The organism is Amycolatopsis sp. WGS_07, assembly GCF_045278895.1.
Classification (GTDB): Bacteria; Actinomycetota; Actinomycetes; order Mycobacteriales; family Pseudonocardiaceae; genus Amycolatopsis.
On sequence record NZ_CP136053.1, the window covers coordinates 4332601 to 4349159 of the forward strand.

Below are 16559 nucleotides of genomic sequence, written 5' to 3' on the forward strand. Positions count from 1 at the left end.
TGCCCGACGTGGACCGCGGCCCCGATTCCGACGCGCGGCGCTGGGTATTGGGCTGGCACCGGCTCGTGCTGGACGCCGGCCTCCTGGTGTACCCGCTGATCGTGCTGGCCCAGACCGCGGATCAGCCGACGGCGGTCGTGGCTCTGCTGGCGTTCTGCGCGTGCTACATCGGGGCGGCCGTCGCCGCTTACGAGGTCCGGAGCCGGCTGTTCTGGATCCTGACCGGCGTGTTGACGGTGCTGTTCGCCGTCGTCCTGCCGATCGCCCACGAGAACGCGTTTTACCTGCTCGCGGTGGTGATCTCGCTCGCCGTTCCCCGGTTGCCGCGTAAGGGAATGCTCCTCGTGCCGCCCGCCGCGGCGGCGACGGTGCTGGTGCCGTGGGCGGTCTGGGACACCGATCCGGGGTGGGCGCAGGCGGCCGCGCTGGTGTTCACCGTGCTGGTGGTCGTCGCGTTCGCGGAGGCGTTGCGGGCGAACCGGGCGTTGGTGCAGGCGCGCGCGGAGGTGCAGCGGCTGGCCGCGGACGCCGAGCGTTCGCGGATTTCGCGGGATTTGCACGACCTGCTGGGACATTCGCTCACCGCGATCACGGTGAAGAGCAATCTCGCCCGGCGGCTCGCGGCCAAGGGGGATGAGCGAGTGGTCGACGAGATCGGCGAGGTCGAGCAGCTTTCCCGGCAGGCGCTCGCGGACGTCCGGGCCGCGGTGTCCGGGTACCGGGACGTGACGCTCGCCGGCGAACTCGCGCGCGGCCGGGAATTGCTGCGCGCGGCGGGAATCAGCGCGGACCTGCCGACGGCCGCGGACGGGCCGCATCAGGAATTGTTCGGCTGGGTCGTCCGGGAGGGGCTGACGAACGTGGTCCGCCATTCGCGGGCGACCTCGTGTGCGGTGACGGTTTCGGCGAATGCGGTGGAAGTCCGCGACGACGGCGTCGGCGCCGCGGCGGAGGACGGGAACGGGTTGTCGGGATTGCGGGATCGCGTGGCGGCGGCTGGGGGACAGATGGAATCGGGGCCGGTGCGGCCGAGGGGATGGCGGTTGCGGGTGACGGTCCAGTGACCATCCGGTTGTTGCTGGCCGACGACCAGGCGCTGGTCCGGCAGGCGTTGAGCACGCTGCTCGACCTGGAGGACGACTTCGCGGTGGTCGCCCAGGTCGGCCGGGGCGACGAGGTGGTGGACGCGGCCCGCGAGCACGAGCCCGACGTCGCGCTGCTGGACATCGAGATGCCCGGCCTGGACGGGCTCGCGGCGGCCGCGGTGCTGGCCGAGCAGGTGCCGGACTGCCGGGTGGTGGTGCTGACGACCTTCGGCCGCGCGGGCTATCTCCGACGGGCGATGGAGGCCGGGGCGGTCGGGTTCGTCGTGAAGGACGCGCCCGCCGAGGCGCTGGCGGACGCGATCCGCCGGGTGATGCGGGGCGAGCGGGTGGTGGATCCGGCGCTGGCGGTGGCGACGCTCGCGGCGGGCGAATCGCCGTTGACCGCCCGGGAACGGGACGTGCTGATCGCGGCCCGCTCCGGGGCGTCGGTGGCGGAGATCGCCGGGAGTCTGTATTTGTCGCCGGGGACGGTCCGGAACTACCTGTCCGGGGCGATCGCCAAGACCGGGGCCCGCAATCGCCTGGAGGCACTGCGGATCGCCGACGACCGGGGTTGGTTATGACCGGCCGCGCGCGGCCAGTACCGCCGCGAGGCCTTCCCGCACGTCCTTGACGAAATACCCGGGCATCTCCAGCGACGGGAAATGCCCGCCGGATTCCGGCGCGTTCCACCGGACGATCTGCCGGTACCGCTCCTGCGACCAGGCACGCGGGTACTTCTCGATGTCGCGGGGGTAAATGGTGATCGCGGCCGGGACGTCGACCCGGAGTTCGGGGTCGAGCGAATTGTGGCTTTCGTAGTAAATGCGGGCCGCTGAGGCACCAGTGCGGGTCAGCCAGTACAGGGTGACGTTGTCCAGAATTCGGTCGCGGGAAATCGTCTCGAACGGGCTGTCCTCGGTGTCGGACCATTCGGCGAATTTGTCCAGGATCCAGGCGAGCAGCCCGGTCGGCGAGTCGACGAGCGAGTAGCCGATGGTCTGCGGCCGGGTCGCCTGCTGTTTCGCGTACGCCGCGCGGTGTCGCCAGAAATGGTGGGTTTCCTCCGCCCACTTGCGCTCGATCGCCGTCAGCCCGTCCGTCGTCTGGCCGGGAATTCCCTGTGCGAACGTGGTGTGGATACCGAGAACGTGCTCCGGGAACCTGCCGCCGAGAACCGTGGTGATATTGCCGCCCCAGTCGCCGCCTTGGGCCACGAATTCGGCGTAACCGAGGTTTCCCATCAATTCCACCCAGGCGGCGGCGATCTTTTCGGTCCCCCATCCGGTGCTGGCCGGTTTGTCGCTGTAACCGAAGCCGGGAAGCGACGGAACCACGACGTGGAACGCCGGTGCGTTCGGGTCTTGCGGATCCGCGAGTTCGTCGACGACATCGACGAACTCGGCGATACTGCCCGGCCAGCCGTGCGTCACGAGCAGCGGAGTGGCGTCCGCCCGCGCGGAACGACGGTGCAGGAAGTGGATTCCCAGACCGTCGATGACCGTGCGGAACTGCCCGATCTCGTCGAGGCGCTTTTCGAACGCCCGCCAGTCGTACCCGGTGCGCCAGTAGTCCACGACCTCGGCGAGATCGGCGAGCGGAACGCCCTGGTCCCACCGGCGCTCGCCGCGGACCGTCTCGGCCTCCGGCAGTCGCGCCGCGCCCAACCGCGCCCGCAAATCCTCGAGATCGGCTTCCGGCGCGTGGGCTTCGAACGCTTGGACGTCGCTGGTCGGACGGGACATGAGACCTCCTCGGCCATCGTGGAACCGGCTAAGACGGTTCTAACACGGCAGTCGGGCAGCTCGCAACCAGCTAAGCTGGTTCCATGCCTGCTGGGTTCCCTGACTTCCGCCTCGGCAGCGTGCTGGCGACGAGCTTCACGGCGACGCTGACCGAGCGTCGCGGCGATCCGGTGGAGCGCATCCCCACGCCGCAGCGTCTCGTCGATTGGCTGGCGGTGAGCGGTCTCGCCGTGGACTCCTGCACCCCTGCCCAGCTCGAACTCGCGCGCGAACTGCGGGAGGCGATCCACGCCGCCGCGACCGCGACCGCCACTCAAGCCGCGCTTCCCGCGTCCGCGGTCCAGATCATCAATGACCGCAGCGTTGAAGGCCGGGCCGCAGCTGTCCTGACGGCGGAGGGCAAGCGGCAATGGCAGCTCAGCCCGGCTGCCAGCGTGGAGGACGCGCTCAGCGTGGTCGCCGCCGACGCGGTCAGCATCATCTCGGGCGAGCGAGACGGACGGATGGCCTTGTGCGCGTCGCCGACCTGTCAGGCCGCGTTCTTCGACACCAGCCAGAGCCGCACCCGCCGGTGGTGCGACATGAACACGTGCGGGAATCGCCAGAAGAAGGCGCGCTTCAACGCCAATCAGCGCAAGAAGGCCAGCTCAGCGGAGTGACCTCGGTGCTCGATGTCCGTGAAGGACTCCTTGCCGGAATCTGATTCCCCCATGGAGTCCTTCACGGACCGCTAGATCGCGGCACTCGGTCCGCAGTGGACGGTCAGTCGTTCTTCTCCGCCTGCAGCCGGGCGGCCTCGCGGCGGACCTCGGCCTGGGTGTCGCGTTCGCGCTGCAGCCAGTCCGGGTTGTCGGCCTTCAGCGCCTCGATCTGCTCCGTCGTCAAGGCCTCGGTGACGCCGCCGCGGGCGAGGCCGCCGATGGACACGCCGAGCTTCGCCGCGACGACCGGACGCGGGTGCGGGCCGTTGCGGCGCAGGTCGCGCAGCCATTCGGGCGGGTCGGTCTGCAGGGCGTTCAGCTCGTCGCGCGAGACGGCGCCCGCGCGGAACTCGGCGGGGGTGGCTTCGAGGTAGACACCCAGCTTCTTCGCCGCCGTCGCCGGCTTCATGGTCTGGGGGGTCTTCTGCGCCGTCATGCCCACCAGCGTAACCGGCACGTCCGCGCCGGTAGCCTGGCCACGTGACAGGAGCCGAGCAGCCCCCGGCGTTCCGGCTCGCCTACGTTCCGGGTGCGACCCCCGCGAAGTGGGTCCGGATCTGGGGCGAACGCCATCCCGAAGTGCCGCTTGACCTGGTCGCGGTCCCCGCCGCCGAGGCCGCCGGGCTGGTCCGCGAGGGCGGCGCGGACGCGGCGCTGCTGCGGCTGTCCGAAGACCGCGAAGGCCTGCACGCGATCCCGCTCTACACCGAGACCACGGTGGTCGTCGTCCCGAAGGACCATCTGATCGCGGCGGCCGACGAGGTGTCCATCGAGGACCTCGCCGACGACCTCGTGCTGCATCCGCTCGACGATCCGCTCGGCTGGGACGAACTGCCCGGCCGTCCCGCGCTGGAGCGCCCGGAGACGACCGGCGACGCGATCGAGCTGGTGGCCGCGGGCGTCGGCGTGCTGCTGGTGCCGCAGTCGCTGGCCCGGCTGCACCATCGCCGCGACCTGACCTACCGGCCGGTCGCCGACGCGCCGCAGTCGCGGGTCGCGTTGTCCTGGCCGGAGGACGAGACCAGCGATCTGGTGGAGCAGTTCATCGGCATCGTGCGCGGCCGCACCGTGAACAGCACGCGCGGCCAGCAGGAAACGCAATCGAAGACGGGGAAAGCGGCCCCGGCGAAGAAGAAACCGCAACCGCAGCGCGAACCGGCCCGTCGCCGGAACGTGCCCAAGCCCGGCGGGCGCGGCAAGCCCCGCCGTCGTCGCTGACGTTCGGGGAGAAGCCGTGGATCTCGGTCTGAAGGGCAAGTGCGCGGTCGTCACGGGGGCCAGCCGGGGCATCGGGCTGGCGGTCGCCGACGCGCTCGCGGCGGAGGGCGCTGATCTCGCGCTCGTCGGCCGGGACGGCGAAGCCCTCGCGGCGGCAGCGGAAAGCGTTGGCAGGCACGGCACGAAGGTGGTCGCGATCTCGGCGGACACCACCGACGACGCCGCGGTGACGGCGATGGCCGAGCAGGTGCGGACGGAATTCGGCGCGGCAGACGTCCTGGTCAACTGCGCGGCTCCGGCGTCGAGCGGAGTCCGGACGCCGCTCGACGACCTCCGCGACGAGGACCTGCGCACCGAGATCGAGACCAAGGTGCTCGGTTACCTGCGCTGCGCCCGCGCGCTCGCGCCGGGGATGCGGGAGCGCGGCTGGGGCCGGATCGTCAATGTCAGCGGCCTCAATGCGCGGCTGGCGGGTTCGACGTTCGGTTCGATCCGCAACGTCGCGGTCGCGGCGATGACCAAGAACCTGGCCGACGAACTGGGGCCGCAGGGCATCACCGTCACGGTCGTGCACCCGGGCTACACGGTCACCGAGCGGACGCCGGAGAAGTTCGCCGAGATCGCGCGGGCGCGCGGGATTTCGGTGGCGGAGCTGGAAAACGGCCTGGTCGCCGGAGTGAGCATCGGGCGGCTGGTGACCGCGGCCGAGGTGGCGGACGTGGTGGCCTTCCTGGCGTCTCCGCGCAGCGTCGCGATCAACGGGGACGCCATCGCGGTCGGCGGCGGCGTCCCCGGCCAGATTTACTACTGAACGATCTGGATCGAGTCTGGGGATTCCGTCGCCGGGCGGGGATACCCGAGGCGGCCCCTCGTCGCGACGATCACGAGCAGCGCGGCGGCGGCGAAGGCGGCGAAGAGCAGGTGTTCGGCGATTTTCGGGTCCGCGCTGGGGAACAGTTCGCTCCACGCGACGGACAGGTAGTTGTTGATCCCGGCGTGCAGCAGCAACGCGATCGGCAGGCTTTCGCCGCTGCGGTTGAACACCCACGTCATCACGAAGCTGATCGCGATGGCGGTCGCGACGAACTCCAGCACCGACCAGACCGTCACGTTCGGCCAATGTCCCCACTCGGTGAAGAACAACGGCAGATGCCAGACGCCCCACAACGGACCGAGGATCAGCGTGCCGCGCAACGGGCCGTACTTCGGCTGCAAGTGCGGCAGCGCGAAGTCACGCCAGCCCGGCTCTTCGGCGAGTCCGGTGGTGATCACCTGCAGCACGAAACCCAAGGCCCACACCAGGATCAGCGACCCGGCGGGAATTCGGAACGCCCCGGCGAACGGCAGGCTGGCCAGCGTCAGCACGACCGGCACGGCGAACAGCGCGAGCGCGTACCACCGCCAGTTCACCCGCCAGCGCAGCAACCGGCCGACCCACACGCGCAGCCCGAGCCGGCCTTCGGCGAGTGCGGTGACCAGGAACGCCGAGAAGATCGGGCCGAGGTAAGCGCCGGGGAGCATGCCCAGGATCTGCGTCGTGCCGAGTACGGGCGGGAATCCGAAGTGGACAATGCCGAGACCGTTGTCCGAGAGCACGTAAGGGATCCACGCGAGCCAGCTCAGTGCGATGGCGAGGGTGAAGAAGGTCGCGATCGGGCGGCGTGCGACGAAAGCGCGCAGCGCGGGGAAAGCAGTCATGGCATTCGTCCTTCTGGGTCCGTTGTGGACGGTCGGGCTCAGCGGCGGGAGCGGTAATTCGCGACGAGCGCGATGCCCGCGGCGAGCGTGACGACCCCGAACACGGTGCTCAGCACGAGGTTGACGCCGAGAGCCGAGGTGACCGCGTTGGCCGCGGCGCTCAGCACCAGCACGCCCCACAACAGCGGCCGGGCACCTTCCCGGGCAGGTGATTTCGTCATGCCGGGAACGCTACGAACCGGGTCTCGCCGCGACGATCCCGCGCGCGGGAGAATCGAGGTACAGCAGGCTGTACTTTCGCGCTCCGCGGCGGCGCCGGCGCGGATTTCTCGGCTAGGGTTCGGCGGGGGAGGAGGTGCGATGGCAACCGCAGGCGAACCCCGGCCGCGTCCGTGGACCGCGCGGGTCCGGACCGCCCTCGACGCGCTGGAACACCTCGTCGGCGGGATCGGCACCTCGGTGCTGGCGCTGCTGGTGCTGGTCGGCGCGGCCGCGGTCGGGCTGCTGTGCCTCGTCGGGGCCGGATTGCCGCTGGCGCGGCCGATGCTGCGCGTCGTGCACGCGGTCGCCGACCGGGAACGGATCCGGCTCACCGCGATCAAACCGGACGTCATCAGCCCCGGCCCCGGCCCCGAACGGCTCGGCGCGGCCCTGCGCGACCGGACGGTGCAACGCGAACTGCTGTGGGTCGCGGTGCACGGCCTGGCCGGTCTCCTGCTCGGCTTCGTCGCGCTGACGATGGTGCTCAACACCGCGCGGGACGGGCTTTTCCCGCTCTACTGGTACTTGCTGCCGGACGACGAGGCGTCGGCGTCACTCGGCTGGCCGGTGCACAGTTTCGCGGAAGCGCTCCCGGTTTCGCTGCTCGGCGTCGCGTGGGCGTTCCTTTCGGTCGCGCTGCTGCCCGCGATGGCACGGCTGCAGGCACTGCCCGGCCGACGGCTGCTGCCCGCGGGCTCGGACGCCGACGTCACGCTGCGGATCGCCCACCTGACCGCCACCCGGGCCGCCGCGCTCGACGCGCATTCCGCCGAACTGCGCCGCATCGAACGCGCCCTGCACGACGGCACGCAAAACCGCCTGGTCGCGGTGAACGTCCTGGTCGGCGCGGCCCGCCGGGCAGCCGCACGGGGTTCGGCGGACGTCGACGAGATCCTCGGCCGCGCACAGGACGCCACCGAGACGGCGCTCGGCGAACTGCGCGCGGTGGTGCGCAGCATCCTGCCGCCGGTGCTGGCCGACCGAAGCCTCGCCGACGCGTTGACCGCACTCGCCGCGGACTGCCCGGTGCCGTGCACCATCGACGCGGACCTGCCTGGCCGATATGCCGTTTCGGTGGAGGCGTCGGTGTATTTCGTGGTCGCCGAGGCGCTCACGAACGTCGCCAAACATAGCGGTGCCCAAAGCGTCGAAGTGGTTCTGCACCGGCACGATGACGTGCTACATCTCCGGATCACTGACGACGGCCGCGGCGGCGCGGCCGAAACCGGCGGCTCAGGATTGGGCGGAATGCGCCGCCGGATCGAGGCGCTGGACGGAACTTTCGAGCTGGCGAGCCCCGCCGGCGGACCGACCACTGTGACTGTGAGCCTGCCATGCGGATTGTGATCGCCGAGGACGACCCGTTGCTGCGCGAAGGACTCGCGCTCCTGTTGCGCGCGGAAGGCCTGGACGTCGTCGCGACGACCGACAACCCAGCGGATTTCCTTGCCGCAGTAGACGAACACGAGCCGGACACCGCGGTCGTGGACGTCCGGATGCCGCCGACGCACACCGATGAGGGCATCGTCGCGGCCGTCGAAGCCCGCCGCCGACGCCCAGGGCTGGCGGTGCTGGTGCTGTCGGCGTATGTCGAGCAAGCCTTCGCGACCGACCTGCTGGGCAGCGGCAGCGCGCGGCTCGGCTACCTGCTGAAAGAACGCGTCGGCCGGGTCACGGAGTTCATGGAGGCTTTGAACCGCGTGGCCGACGGCGGGACGGCGATCGATCCCGAGGTAGTAGCCCAGTTGTTGACCCGGACACGCGCGGATTCCGGACTGGAACGGCTCAGCCCCCGGGAACGGGATGTGCTGTCGTTAATGGCCGAGGGATTGGGAAATAGCGCGATCGCGGAACGCCTGGTGGTGACTGACGGCGCGGTGCACAAACATATTCGCAGCATTTTCGCGAAACTGGATCTGGCTCCGGATGACAGCGCGGATCGGCGGGTGACGGCGGTGCTGCGGTATTTGGAAGAAGCTCGACGCTGAATGGACCCGGTTTATCTTTTACGCGGTTCCTGGCGGGTTTGTTGAGATCTGCCGAGACGTGGCGCGGGGTTGGTCAAGACGGGCGGGAGTGCTGCCTGCCGGACGGGCTCGGATTGGCGCGGAGCGGGGTGCTGAGGCGGGATTCGGGGGTATGGGATTCACCCGGACGAGTGCAGTAAACCGGTGATACCCAACTGGCCTAGCCCGGTCCTCGGCACGCGAACCCGCACCGGTGCGGGTTTCGGCGGGCGGAGCGAGAATCCCGCGCCAAGGTGCGGCCGCCGCGTGGGCTGCTGAGGAGTCCTCCGCCCGCGATGGTTGGGCGGCGGACCGCTGAGGAGACCACCGTTGCTGTGGGGTGACTGGGTGGTTGGCTGCCGAGGAGTCCGCCGCCGACGGTGGTCGGGTGGCGGACCGCTGAGGAGTCCGCCGCTGCTGCGGGGGCACTGGGCGGTTGGCCGTCGAGAAGTCCGCCGCTGCATGGTGGCCGGGCGGTTGGCTGCCGAGGAGCCTGCCTCTGCACGGTGGCTGGACGGCTGGTAGTCGAGCAATTCGCCGCTGCTCCGCGATGGTCGCATGCCTGGCTGCCGCGGAACCCGTCGCTGTGCGGCGACTGGGTGGCTGGCGGTCGAGCGACTCGCCGCTGCTCGGCGGTGGTCGGGTGGCTGGGGGCCTGCCGCGGTGTGGTGGCTGGACGGCTGGCCGTCGAGCAACTCGGTGTTGCTCCGCGGTGGTCGGATGGCTGGCGGGGAGCCTGCCGCAGTGCGTTGACCGGGCGTCTGGCCGTCGAACAACTCACCGCGACTCCGCGGTGATCGCATGCCCGGCTGCCGAGGAACCCCATCACCGCACGGCGACTGGGCGGCCGGGCTCCCGAAACCCCGTCACCGCACGTCGACCAGGCGGTCGGCCGCCGAAGCACCCACCGCCGCTACCCGATTCCCGGACCGCCCTGCAACGGGGGCGGCTACTTGCCCGCCCCGGGTTTCGTCCCGTCGTCCGTCCCGCCCTTGCCGCCCGCCGGGACGTCCTCTTCGGACCAGTCGACCCCGGCCTCGGCGACCACGCCGTCGAAGATCGGGGTGGCCACGGCCTGTTCGGCGCTCACGGCGCGCTCACCACGTCGATGATCGCGTCCGCCGCGACCCAGTGCGGGTCCGCGTCTCTCGCCTGGCCGTCGACCTGGACCGGGACCCAGGTGACCGCGGTGGCGTCGTCGATGACCGGGGCTCCGGTGACCACCCCGCGCCGGCACAGCTGGCGCCTGCCGGTGCGCTGGCCGACCACGTAGGTGACCCGGTGGCCGGTGGACAGTTCCGGCCGGTGCTGTTCGCCGTCCATGTGTTCCTCCCTGCACGCCGCCCGCGCGGGCGGCGCTCGCTTCACCGACGCGACTTGCTCCCCGCGTGCCGATGACGCACTCCCGGCTCGTGATCTAGGTCACACCAAAGCAACTGTCGCCCGAAAGCGACTGGCCACATCGAGGCAACCCCGACCACCGACAGTCATCCCTCTATACCCAAAGTAACAGGTACAGCGCCGTATCCGATATGTGACCCGGCGATACACTCGCGCGGATGACGTCCTCAGGTACTCCGCCCGACGGGCGGGCCGCCCGGTGGGCAGGGCAGCGGGAACGCCGGCGCCGGGAATTCGTGGAAGCCGGGATGCGCGCGATCGCCCGATACGGGCCGGAGGTGTCCACCGAGCAGATCGCTGACGAGGCCGGCGTCGCTCGCACGCGCATTTACAAGCATTTCTCGGACACCGCTGATCTGCAGCGCGCTATCGCGTTGCGGGCGGCGGAAATGATCGGTGCGCAATTCGCCCCGCTGTGGGGAGTTTCCGGTACTCCGCGCGATATGGTGCACGCGACGATCGGCGCGCACATCGAATGGCTTTCCGAGCACCGCGCGCTTTACCAATACCTGATGCGGCAGTCGGTGACCGGCCCGCGTGACGTCGTCGCGGACGTGAAGACCGCGATCGCCCGGCAGCTGACCGTGCTGTTCGAGTACTACCTCGGGCTGTTCGGCGCGGACCAGAAGGTCGGCGAGACCATCGCGTACGGACTGGTCGGGCTGGTCGAATCGAGCACCGCGCACTGGCTCGACGTCCCGCGCGGCATCGGCCGCGAGGAACTGCGGGAGCTGCTCGCGCGCTGGGTCTGGTCGATCCTCGACGACACCCTGCGCACGGTCGGCGTAGTGCTCAACCCGGATTCGCCGTTGTCCGCGCTGGATTTCCGCACCCTCGACTGACGGCGAAGGGCCCCTCGCAACCAGGCGAGGGGCCCTTCAGCACAAAAAGAACTCAGGCCTTCCGGCCGACTCCGCCCGCGATGCACTCCTGAACCTGGTTCAGCGGCTGGTAACGCGGGCCGTCCGGCCACCAGTCCTCGCACAGCACCAGGCCGGGGTCGACCAGCTCGGTGCCGCCGAACATCCGCCCGATCTCTTCCCACGTGCGGAAGACGCCGCTGCCCATCGGGCTGTGCGTGAACTTGTCCTCCATCTTCCGCGCGATCTCGCTGTGCTCCGGCGTCTGCGGGTCGAGGAAGTGCGCGACCACGACGAACGAGCCGGACGGCAGCGCGTCGACGTAGGTCCGCATCATCTCCTCGTAGTCGTCGCCGAGGTAGTGGTGCAGGGTTCCGTTGTGCAGCAACGCGATCGGCTTGGTCCAGTCGAGGAACTCGCGCGCGGTCTCGTGCTGAAGGATCTGCTCGGGCTTGAAGATGTCGGCGTCGATGAACTTGGTGTTCTCGTTCTCTTCGAGCAGCGCGCGCCCGTGCGCGAGCACCACCGGGTCGTTGTCCACGTACAGCACGCGGGCTTCCGGGACGATCCGCTGCACGACCTGGTGGGTGTTCTCCGCCGTGGGCAGGCCGGAGCCGCAGTCGAGGTACTGGGCGACCTTGCCCTGGGTGGCGAGGAACCGGCAGGCGCGGATGAGGAAGTTGCGGTTGGCCCAGGCGAGGTCGTTGACCTCGGGTGCGACGGTCCGCACCTGGTCGAGCACCCTGCGGTCGATCTCGTAGTTGTTCGTGCCGTTCAGCGCGGCGTCGTACACCCGGGCGATGCTCGCTCGCGTGATGTCGACCCCGACCGGATGCGAACTGGGCGATTCGACGGCCTCGGTCATTTCTGGCGTCACCTCGGATGTGTCAGGCGTCTCTTAGGTCTACTCACCGTAGTCCTTCCGGGCTGTCAAGCGACCGCCAGGAGGAGGACAACCGGAGTGGGTGACAGATTCTTGATTCATTCCAGAAAATGGGGCAGACTCCGGGGCATGCCGACGACCGCGGACTTCGAGCAGCTGCTGCGCGGAGTGCAGTTGCGGATCACGCGCCCTCGGGTGGCCGTGCTCTCCGCCGTGCACGCCAACGCGCACGCGGACACCGAATCCGTCATCGGCATGGTGCGCGCGGATCTCGGCGAGGTTTCCCACCAGGCCGTCTACGACGTGCTGCGCGCGCTGACCGACGCGGGGCTGCTGCGGCGCATCCAGCCGCCCGGTTCGGTCGCGCGGTACGAGGCCCGGGTAGGGGACAACCACCACCACGTCGTGTGCCGTTCGTGCGGTGCCATCGAGGATGTCGACTGCGCGGTCGGCGAGGCTCCGTGCCTGACCGCCTCGCAGACGCACGGCTTCGTCATCGAAGAGGCGGAGGTCGTCTACTGGGGCCGCTGTCCCAGCTGTTCCGCCGCAGTGAGTTCCTGAGCAAGACCATGATTCCCGGAAGGATTTCAGTTGTCCGAATCGCTTGACTCCGTTGCCGACGACCAGAAGGCGGGGTGCCCGGTCACCGGCCGCATGGGCTACCCCTCCGAAGGCGCCGCGAACCGTGACTGGTGGCCGAACCAGCTCAACCTGAAGATCCTCCGGAAGCACGCCCCCGCGGCGGACCCGATGGGCGGGGACTTCGACTACGCCAAGGAATTCAAGAGCCTCGACCTCGACGCGCTGACCCGCGACGTCGACGCGCTGCTCACCACGCAGCAGGACTTCTGGCCCGCCGACTTCGGCAACTACGGCCCGCTGTTCATCCGGATGGCCTGGCACAGCGCAGGCACCTACCGGATCGACGACGGCCGCGGCGGGGCGGGCGGCGGCCAGCAGCGGTTCGCGCCGCTGAACAGCTGGCCGGACAACGTCGGCCTGGACAAGGCGCGCCGCCTGCTGTGGCCGGTCAAGAAGAAGTACGGCAAGAAGATCTCGTGGGCGGACCTGATGGTCTTCGCGGGCAACCGCGCGCTCGAGACCATGGGCTTCAAGACCTTCGGCTTCGCCGGCGGCCGCGCCGACGTGTGGGAGCCGGACGAGGACATCTACTGGGGCCCGGAGCGCACCTGGCTCGGCGACGAGCGCTACAAGGGCGACCGCGAGCTGGACAACCCGCTCGCCGCGGTCCAGATGGGCCTCATCTACGTGAACCCGGAAGGCCCGAACGGCAACCCGGACCCGATCGCCTCGGCGCGCGACATCCGCGAGACGTTCGCCCGGATGGCGATGAACGACGAGGAGACCGTCGCCCTCATCGCCGGCGGCCACACCTTCGGCAAGACGCACGGCGCGGGCGACGCGGACGCGAACGTCGGCCCGGTGCCGGAGGCCGCCCCGATCGAGCAGATGGGCCTCGGCTGGAAGAACAGCTTCGGCAGCGGCAAGGGCCGCGACCAGATCGGCAGCGGGCTGGAGGTCACCTGGACCCCCACCCCGACCAAGTGGAGCAACTGGTTCTTCCACAACCTGTTCACCTACGAATGGGAGCTGACCAAGAGCCCGGCCGGCGCGCACCAGTGGAAGCCGAAGAACAACGCGGCGCAGGGCACCGTGCCGGACCCGGAGACCGGTGAGCTGAACCGCGCGCCGAGCATGCTGACCTCGGACCTGGCGCTGCGCTTCGACCCGATCTACGAGCCCATTTCGCGCCGGTTCTACGAGAACCCGGACGAGTTCGCGGACGCCTTCGCCCGCGCCTGGTACAAGCTCACCCACCGCGACATGGGCCCGATCCAGCGCTACCTCGGCCCGCTGGTGCCGCAGGAAGAGCTGATCTGGCAGGACCCGGTCCCGGCCGTCGACCACGAGCTGGTCAGCGACGCGGACGTGGCGGACCTGAAGGCGAAGATCCTCGAGTCCGGCCTGTCGGTTTCGCAGCTGGTGTCCACCGCGTGGGCGTCGGCGTCGAGCTACCGGCACAGCGACAAGCGCGGCGGCGCGAACGGCGCCCGCATCCGCCTCGAGCCGCAGCGCGGCTGGGAGGTCAACGAGCCGGACGAGCTGGCCTCAGGTGCTGCGCACGCTCGAGGGCGTTCAGGAAGCGTTCAACAGCGCGCAGACCGGCGGCAAGAAGATCTCGCTCGCCGACCTGATCGTGCTGGCCGGCGCGGCGGGCGTGGAGAAGGCGGCGAAGGACGGCGGCGTCGACATCACCGTTCCGTTCACGCCGGGCCGCACCGACGCGACGCAGGAGCAGACCGACGCGGACTCGTTCGCGCCGCTCGAGCCGAAGGCCGACGGGTTCCGCAACTACCGCGGCAAGGCCAACCCGCTGCCGTCGGAGTACCTGCTGGTGGACAAGGCGAACCTGCTCAACCTGAGCGCGCCGGAGATGACCGTGCTGGTCGGCGGCCTGCGCGTGCTGGGCGCGAACTACCAGAACTCGCCGCACGGCGTGTTCACCGACCGGCCGGGCACGCTGACGAACGACTTCTTCGTCAACCTGCTCGACATGGGCACCGAGTGGAAGCCCGCCGACGGCGAGGGCCCGCACGCGGAGTCCTTCGAGGGCCGCGACCTCGCCACCGGCGAGGTCAAGTGGACCGGCACCCGCAACGACCTGGTGTTCGGCTCGAACTCCGAACTGCGCGCGGTCGCCGAGGTCTACGGCAGCGACGACGCCAAGGAGAAGTTCGTCCGCGACTTCGTCGCCGCGTGGCACAAGGTCATGAACAACGACCGGTACGACCTGGTCTGAGTTTCCTGATCCGCTGATCGTGAAGGGCTCCTTGCGGGAATTCCCGCAAGGAGCCCTTTGCCGTGGGCGGGCGGGTCAGCTCTGGACGAGCTTGCCCATCGCGTTGACCTCGTCGACGTCGCCGGTGTTGAAGAACGACCAGGGCACGGTCACGAAACCGCTTGCGCCCCAGCCGGATCCCCAGCTGTTCTCGATCTTCACGCCCTGCTCGTTGTAGGCGACGACGGTCACCTCGTGGCCGCCGACGACCGGGTCGCTGCCCGAGTCTCCGGGCAGGTACGAGTAGTCGCTCGCGGTCGAGGAGTCCAGGTTCATGAAGCTCTGGTGCACGGTGAAGCCGATCGCGACCGGCTCGCCCTGGGAAATGGCGTTCTCGATGTCAGACTTCGCCGCGGCGCCGCTGGTCGACAATTCGGTGTAGCCGGACAGTTTGTAGTGCGCCGCATTCGTCCGTTCGTTCTGGTCGGGTTGAGTGGTGTAGTCGAAATCGCCCTGCCAGTAGTCGGATTTGGTGTCGATGCCCTGTTTCTGTTCCATTGGCAGCGCGACGCTCGCCCAGGTGCCCTGGTCGTTTCCCTTGGCGATCTGGGAGTAGATGAACATCGGAGCCATCGGGCCGCCGGAGATGCCCTGCTCGTTCATCAGCACGCCGTAGCCGGTGTAGCCGGTCGCCCAGGTGACGCACGAGCCGACCTGGCCCTGGTCGCCGGGTTCGTTGGCGTACTGGGTGAGGTCGGCGCTGGACGGCGCCGCCGCGGTGGTGCGGGGATGCACGGGGAGCGCGGAATGCGCGTGGGCGCGCTTGCCGGCTTGCGCGGCTTTCAGCCCGGCGACGTTCAGCCCGAGGCCGTGCTTCAGCGGGGCCGGGTGGTGCTGCGCGGCGGTCGCGGGCGTCGCGCCCATCGTCGCGGCCAGTCCGGCCGCGGCGAGCAGGGAAACGAGCGCGGACGTTTTTCTGATCTGCATCCTGGTACTCCTTTGGGCACGCAGAAAAGAACCCGGAAAGGGCGGGGGAGGGTGAAGCGGAACACTGCAAAGGTAGATGGACGGAAATTTTCCGGGAACCTACGAAAGGAGGGACCGTATCAACTGTGGTTTTAGAGTGAATCGATCAAACGGACATCGCGCCCGTTGTCGCCGCTATTCCGGCGTAACGGTCCATTATGGACGCTGGTTCACTCCGGCAGCGGGGTGGTGCGCGCGCCGTTGAGAAGGACGTCGATCGCCCATCGGGACCGGGAGTTTCCGGTGCCGGAGAACAGATTTCGCCCCGCCGCGGCGATGTTCGGATGCGTTTCCGCGGAGAGTCCGCGGAGGATTTCGGCGAGCGCGTCGTGCTGCCGTTCCGCTTCCGGGCGCGCGTTGCGGGTGCTGTGCTCGACCGCGCTGGCGGTGGCGACGAGCAGCAACAGGTCGACCGACCAGGCGGCTGGGCCGGACGGCACCCCGGCTTCGGCGAGCAGGCCGAGCACGGTGTCGACGATGGCGAGGTAATTCGGCCCGTTCAACGAGGTCACGAGCGCGACGCGGGCGAGGCCGGGGTGGGTGTACAGGATGTCGCGGTAAGTGGACATGACTGTCCACAAGCGACTCCGCCAGTCGCCCTCGGTGGCTGTGATGGGCACCGCGGTGAGAAGTTCGTCGAGCACGGCGGCGTGGAGTTCGTCGGTGTCGCGGACATAGACGTAAAGCGAGGCCGGCCCGGTGTCCAGCTCCTTCGCGAGCCGCCGCATGGTGACGCGCTCGGCCCCTTCGCGGCGCAGAACGTCAAGCGCGGCCGCGACAATGCCTTCGCGACTCAGCGCGGGCTTGGCGGGCCGTTCCCGGCGGTTGTAGGCGCTCGCGGTCATCCGCCCATGGTAGGCGGAGGGGCTCGGATG

18 protein-coding genes and 1 pseudogene are annotated in these 16559 nt (G+C 69.5%); 10 read left to right on the forward strand and 9 right to left on the reverse strand.

Annotated elements, in window-relative coordinates:
- Nucleotides 1-8 precede the first annotated feature (8 nt).
- Both RPX00_RS20730 and RPX00_RS20735 read left to right on the forward strand, forming a co-directional pair.
- The gene (locus RPX00_RS20730) at nt 9-1064 is read left to right on the forward strand and encodes a sensor histidine kinase (RefSeq protein ID WP_406641590.1); all 1056 of its coding nucleotides are present in this window, start codon (nt 9-11) and stop codon (nt 1062-1064) included.
- The gene (locus RPX00_RS20735; RefSeq protein WP_406641592.1) at nt 1037-1669 is read left to right on the forward strand and encodes a response regulator transcription factor; all 633 of its coding nucleotides are present in this window, start codon (nt 1037-1039) and stop codon (nt 1667-1669) included. Before RPX00_RS20730 ends, RPX00_RS20735 begins: the two co-directional genes overlap by 28 nt.
- Here RPX00_RS20735 and RPX00_RS20740 read toward each other — a convergent pair.
- Nucleotides 1664-2830 (reverse strand): epoxide hydrolase family protein, encoded by a 1167-nt coding sequence (locus RPX00_RS20740; RefSeq protein WP_406641593.1) that lies wholly within the window; start codon nt 2828-2830, stop codon nt 1664-1666. The genes RPX00_RS20735 and RPX00_RS20740 overlap by 6 nt on opposite strands.
- Before the next feature lie 83 nt (nt 2831-2913).
- Between RPX00_RS20740 and RPX00_RS20745 the strand changes: the two genes are divergently transcribed.
- A complete protein-coding gene (locus RPX00_RS20745; RefSeq protein WP_406641595.1) occupies nt 2914-3489 on the forward strand; it encodes a CGNR zinc finger domain-containing protein in 576 nt (191 codons plus the stop codon).
- Between the two features lie 103 nt (nt 3490-3592).
- Here the strand turns inward: RPX00_RS20745 and RPX00_RS20750 are convergent, their stop codons facing one another.
- Complete coding sequence (locus tag RPX00_RS20750) at nt 3593-3967, reverse strand: DUF5997 family protein (RefSeq protein WP_406641597.1); 375 nt, start codon at nt 3965-3967, stop codon at nt 3593-3595.
- A gap of 44 nt (nt 3968-4011) precedes the next feature.
- On the opposite strand from RPX00_RS20750, the gene RPX00_RS20755 reads away from it, so the two are divergent.
- The gene (locus RPX00_RS20755) at nt 4012-4749 is read left to right on the forward strand and encodes a LysR family substrate-binding domain-containing protein (RefSeq protein ID WP_406641599.1); all 738 of its coding nucleotides are present in this window, start codon (nt 4012-4014) and stop codon (nt 4747-4749) included.
- Between the two features lie 16 nt (nt 4750-4765).
- A complete protein-coding gene (locus tag RPX00_RS20760; RefSeq protein WP_406641601.1) occupies nt 4766-5560 on the forward strand; it encodes an SDR family NAD(P)-dependent oxidoreductase in 795 nt (264 codons plus the stop codon).
- Here RPX00_RS20760 and RPX00_RS20765 read toward each other — a convergent pair.
- Both RPX00_RS20765 and RPX00_RS20770 read right to left on the reverse strand, forming a co-directional pair.
- Nucleotides 5554-6447: a CPBP family intramembrane glutamic endopeptidase gene (locus tag RPX00_RS20765; RefSeq protein WP_406641602.1), complete on the reverse strand. Its 894-nt coding sequence runs from the start codon at nt 6445-6447 to the stop codon at nt 5554-5556. The genes RPX00_RS20760 and RPX00_RS20765 overlap by 7 nt on opposite strands.
- Before the next feature lie 38 nt (nt 6448-6485).
- Entirely contained in the window at nt 6486-6668 is a 183-nt protein-coding gene (locus RPX00_RS20770; RefSeq protein ID WP_406641604.1) for a hypothetical protein, read from the reverse strand.
- Nucleotides 6669-6807: 139 nt separating this feature from the next.
- Between RPX00_RS20770 and RPX00_RS20775 the strand changes: the two genes are divergently transcribed.
- Together RPX00_RS20775 and RPX00_RS20780 are read left to right on the forward strand one after the other, a co-directional pair.
- Nucleotides 6808-8055 (forward strand): sensor histidine kinase, encoded by a 1248-nt coding sequence (locus RPX00_RS20775; RefSeq protein WP_406641606.1) that lies wholly within the window; start codon nt 6808-6810, stop codon nt 8053-8055.
- Complete coding sequence (locus RPX00_RS20780) at nt 8043-8696, forward strand: response regulator (RefSeq protein WP_406641607.1); 654 nt, start codon at nt 8043-8045, stop codon at nt 8694-8696. Before RPX00_RS20775 ends, RPX00_RS20780 begins: the two co-directional genes overlap by 13 nt.
- 967 nt (nt 8697-9663) lie before the next feature.
- Here the strand turns inward: RPX00_RS20780 and RPX00_RS20785 are convergent.
- A complete protein-coding gene (locus tag RPX00_RS20785) occupies nt 9664-9804 on the reverse strand; it encodes a hypothetical protein (protein WP_406641609.1) in 141 nt (46 codons plus the stop codon).
- Nucleotides 9801-10037, reverse strand: coding sequence for a hypothetical protein (locus RPX00_RS20790; RefSeq protein ID WP_406641610.1), 237 nt, complete (start codon nt 10035-10037; stop codon nt 9801-9803). Before RPX00_RS20790 ends, RPX00_RS20785 begins: the two co-directional genes overlap by 4 nt.
- A 236-nt stretch (nt 10038-10273) precedes the next feature.
- Here RPX00_RS20790 and RPX00_RS20795 point away from each other — a divergent pair, with 236 nt between their 5' ends.
- The gene (locus RPX00_RS20795; protein WP_406641612.1) at nt 10274-10957 is read left to right on the forward strand and encodes a TetR/AcrR family transcriptional regulator; all 684 of its coding nucleotides are present in this window, start codon (nt 10274-10276) and stop codon (nt 10955-10957) included.
- A 52-nt stretch (nt 10958-11009) separates the two neighbouring features.
- On the opposite strand, the gene RPX00_RS20800 is transcribed toward RPX00_RS20795, so the two are convergent.
- Nucleotides 11010-11840 (reverse strand): SAM-dependent methyltransferase, encoded by an 831-nt coding sequence (locus RPX00_RS20800; protein ID WP_406641613.1) that lies wholly within the window; start codon nt 11838-11840, stop codon nt 11010-11012.
- 147 nt (nt 11841-11987) lie between these two features.
- Between RPX00_RS20800 and RPX00_RS20805 the strand changes: the two genes are divergently transcribed.
- Both RPX00_RS20805 and katG read left to right on the forward strand, forming a co-directional pair.
- Entirely contained in the window at nt 11988-12419 is a 432-nt protein-coding gene (locus RPX00_RS20805; RefSeq protein WP_406641615.1) for a Fur family transcriptional regulator, read from the forward strand.
- Nucleotides 12420-12512: 93 nt separating this feature from the next.
- A pseudogene (katG, locus tag RPX00_RS20810) lies at nt 12513-14679 on the forward strand (catalase/peroxidase HPI).
- 75 nt (nt 14680-14754) lie between these two features.
- Here katG and RPX00_RS20815 read toward each other — a convergent pair.
- Nucleotides 14755-15645 (reverse strand): C1 family peptidase, encoded by an 891-nt coding sequence (locus RPX00_RS20815; protein ID WP_406641617.1) that lies wholly within the window; start codon nt 15643-15645, stop codon nt 14755-14757.
- A gap of 209 nt (nt 15646-15854) precedes the next feature.
- Complete coding sequence (locus RPX00_RS20820) at nt 15855-16529, reverse strand: TetR/AcrR family transcriptional regulator (protein ID WP_406641619.1); 675 nt, start codon at nt 16527-16529, stop codon at nt 15855-15857.
- Nucleotides 16530-16559: the final 30 nt, after the last annotated feature.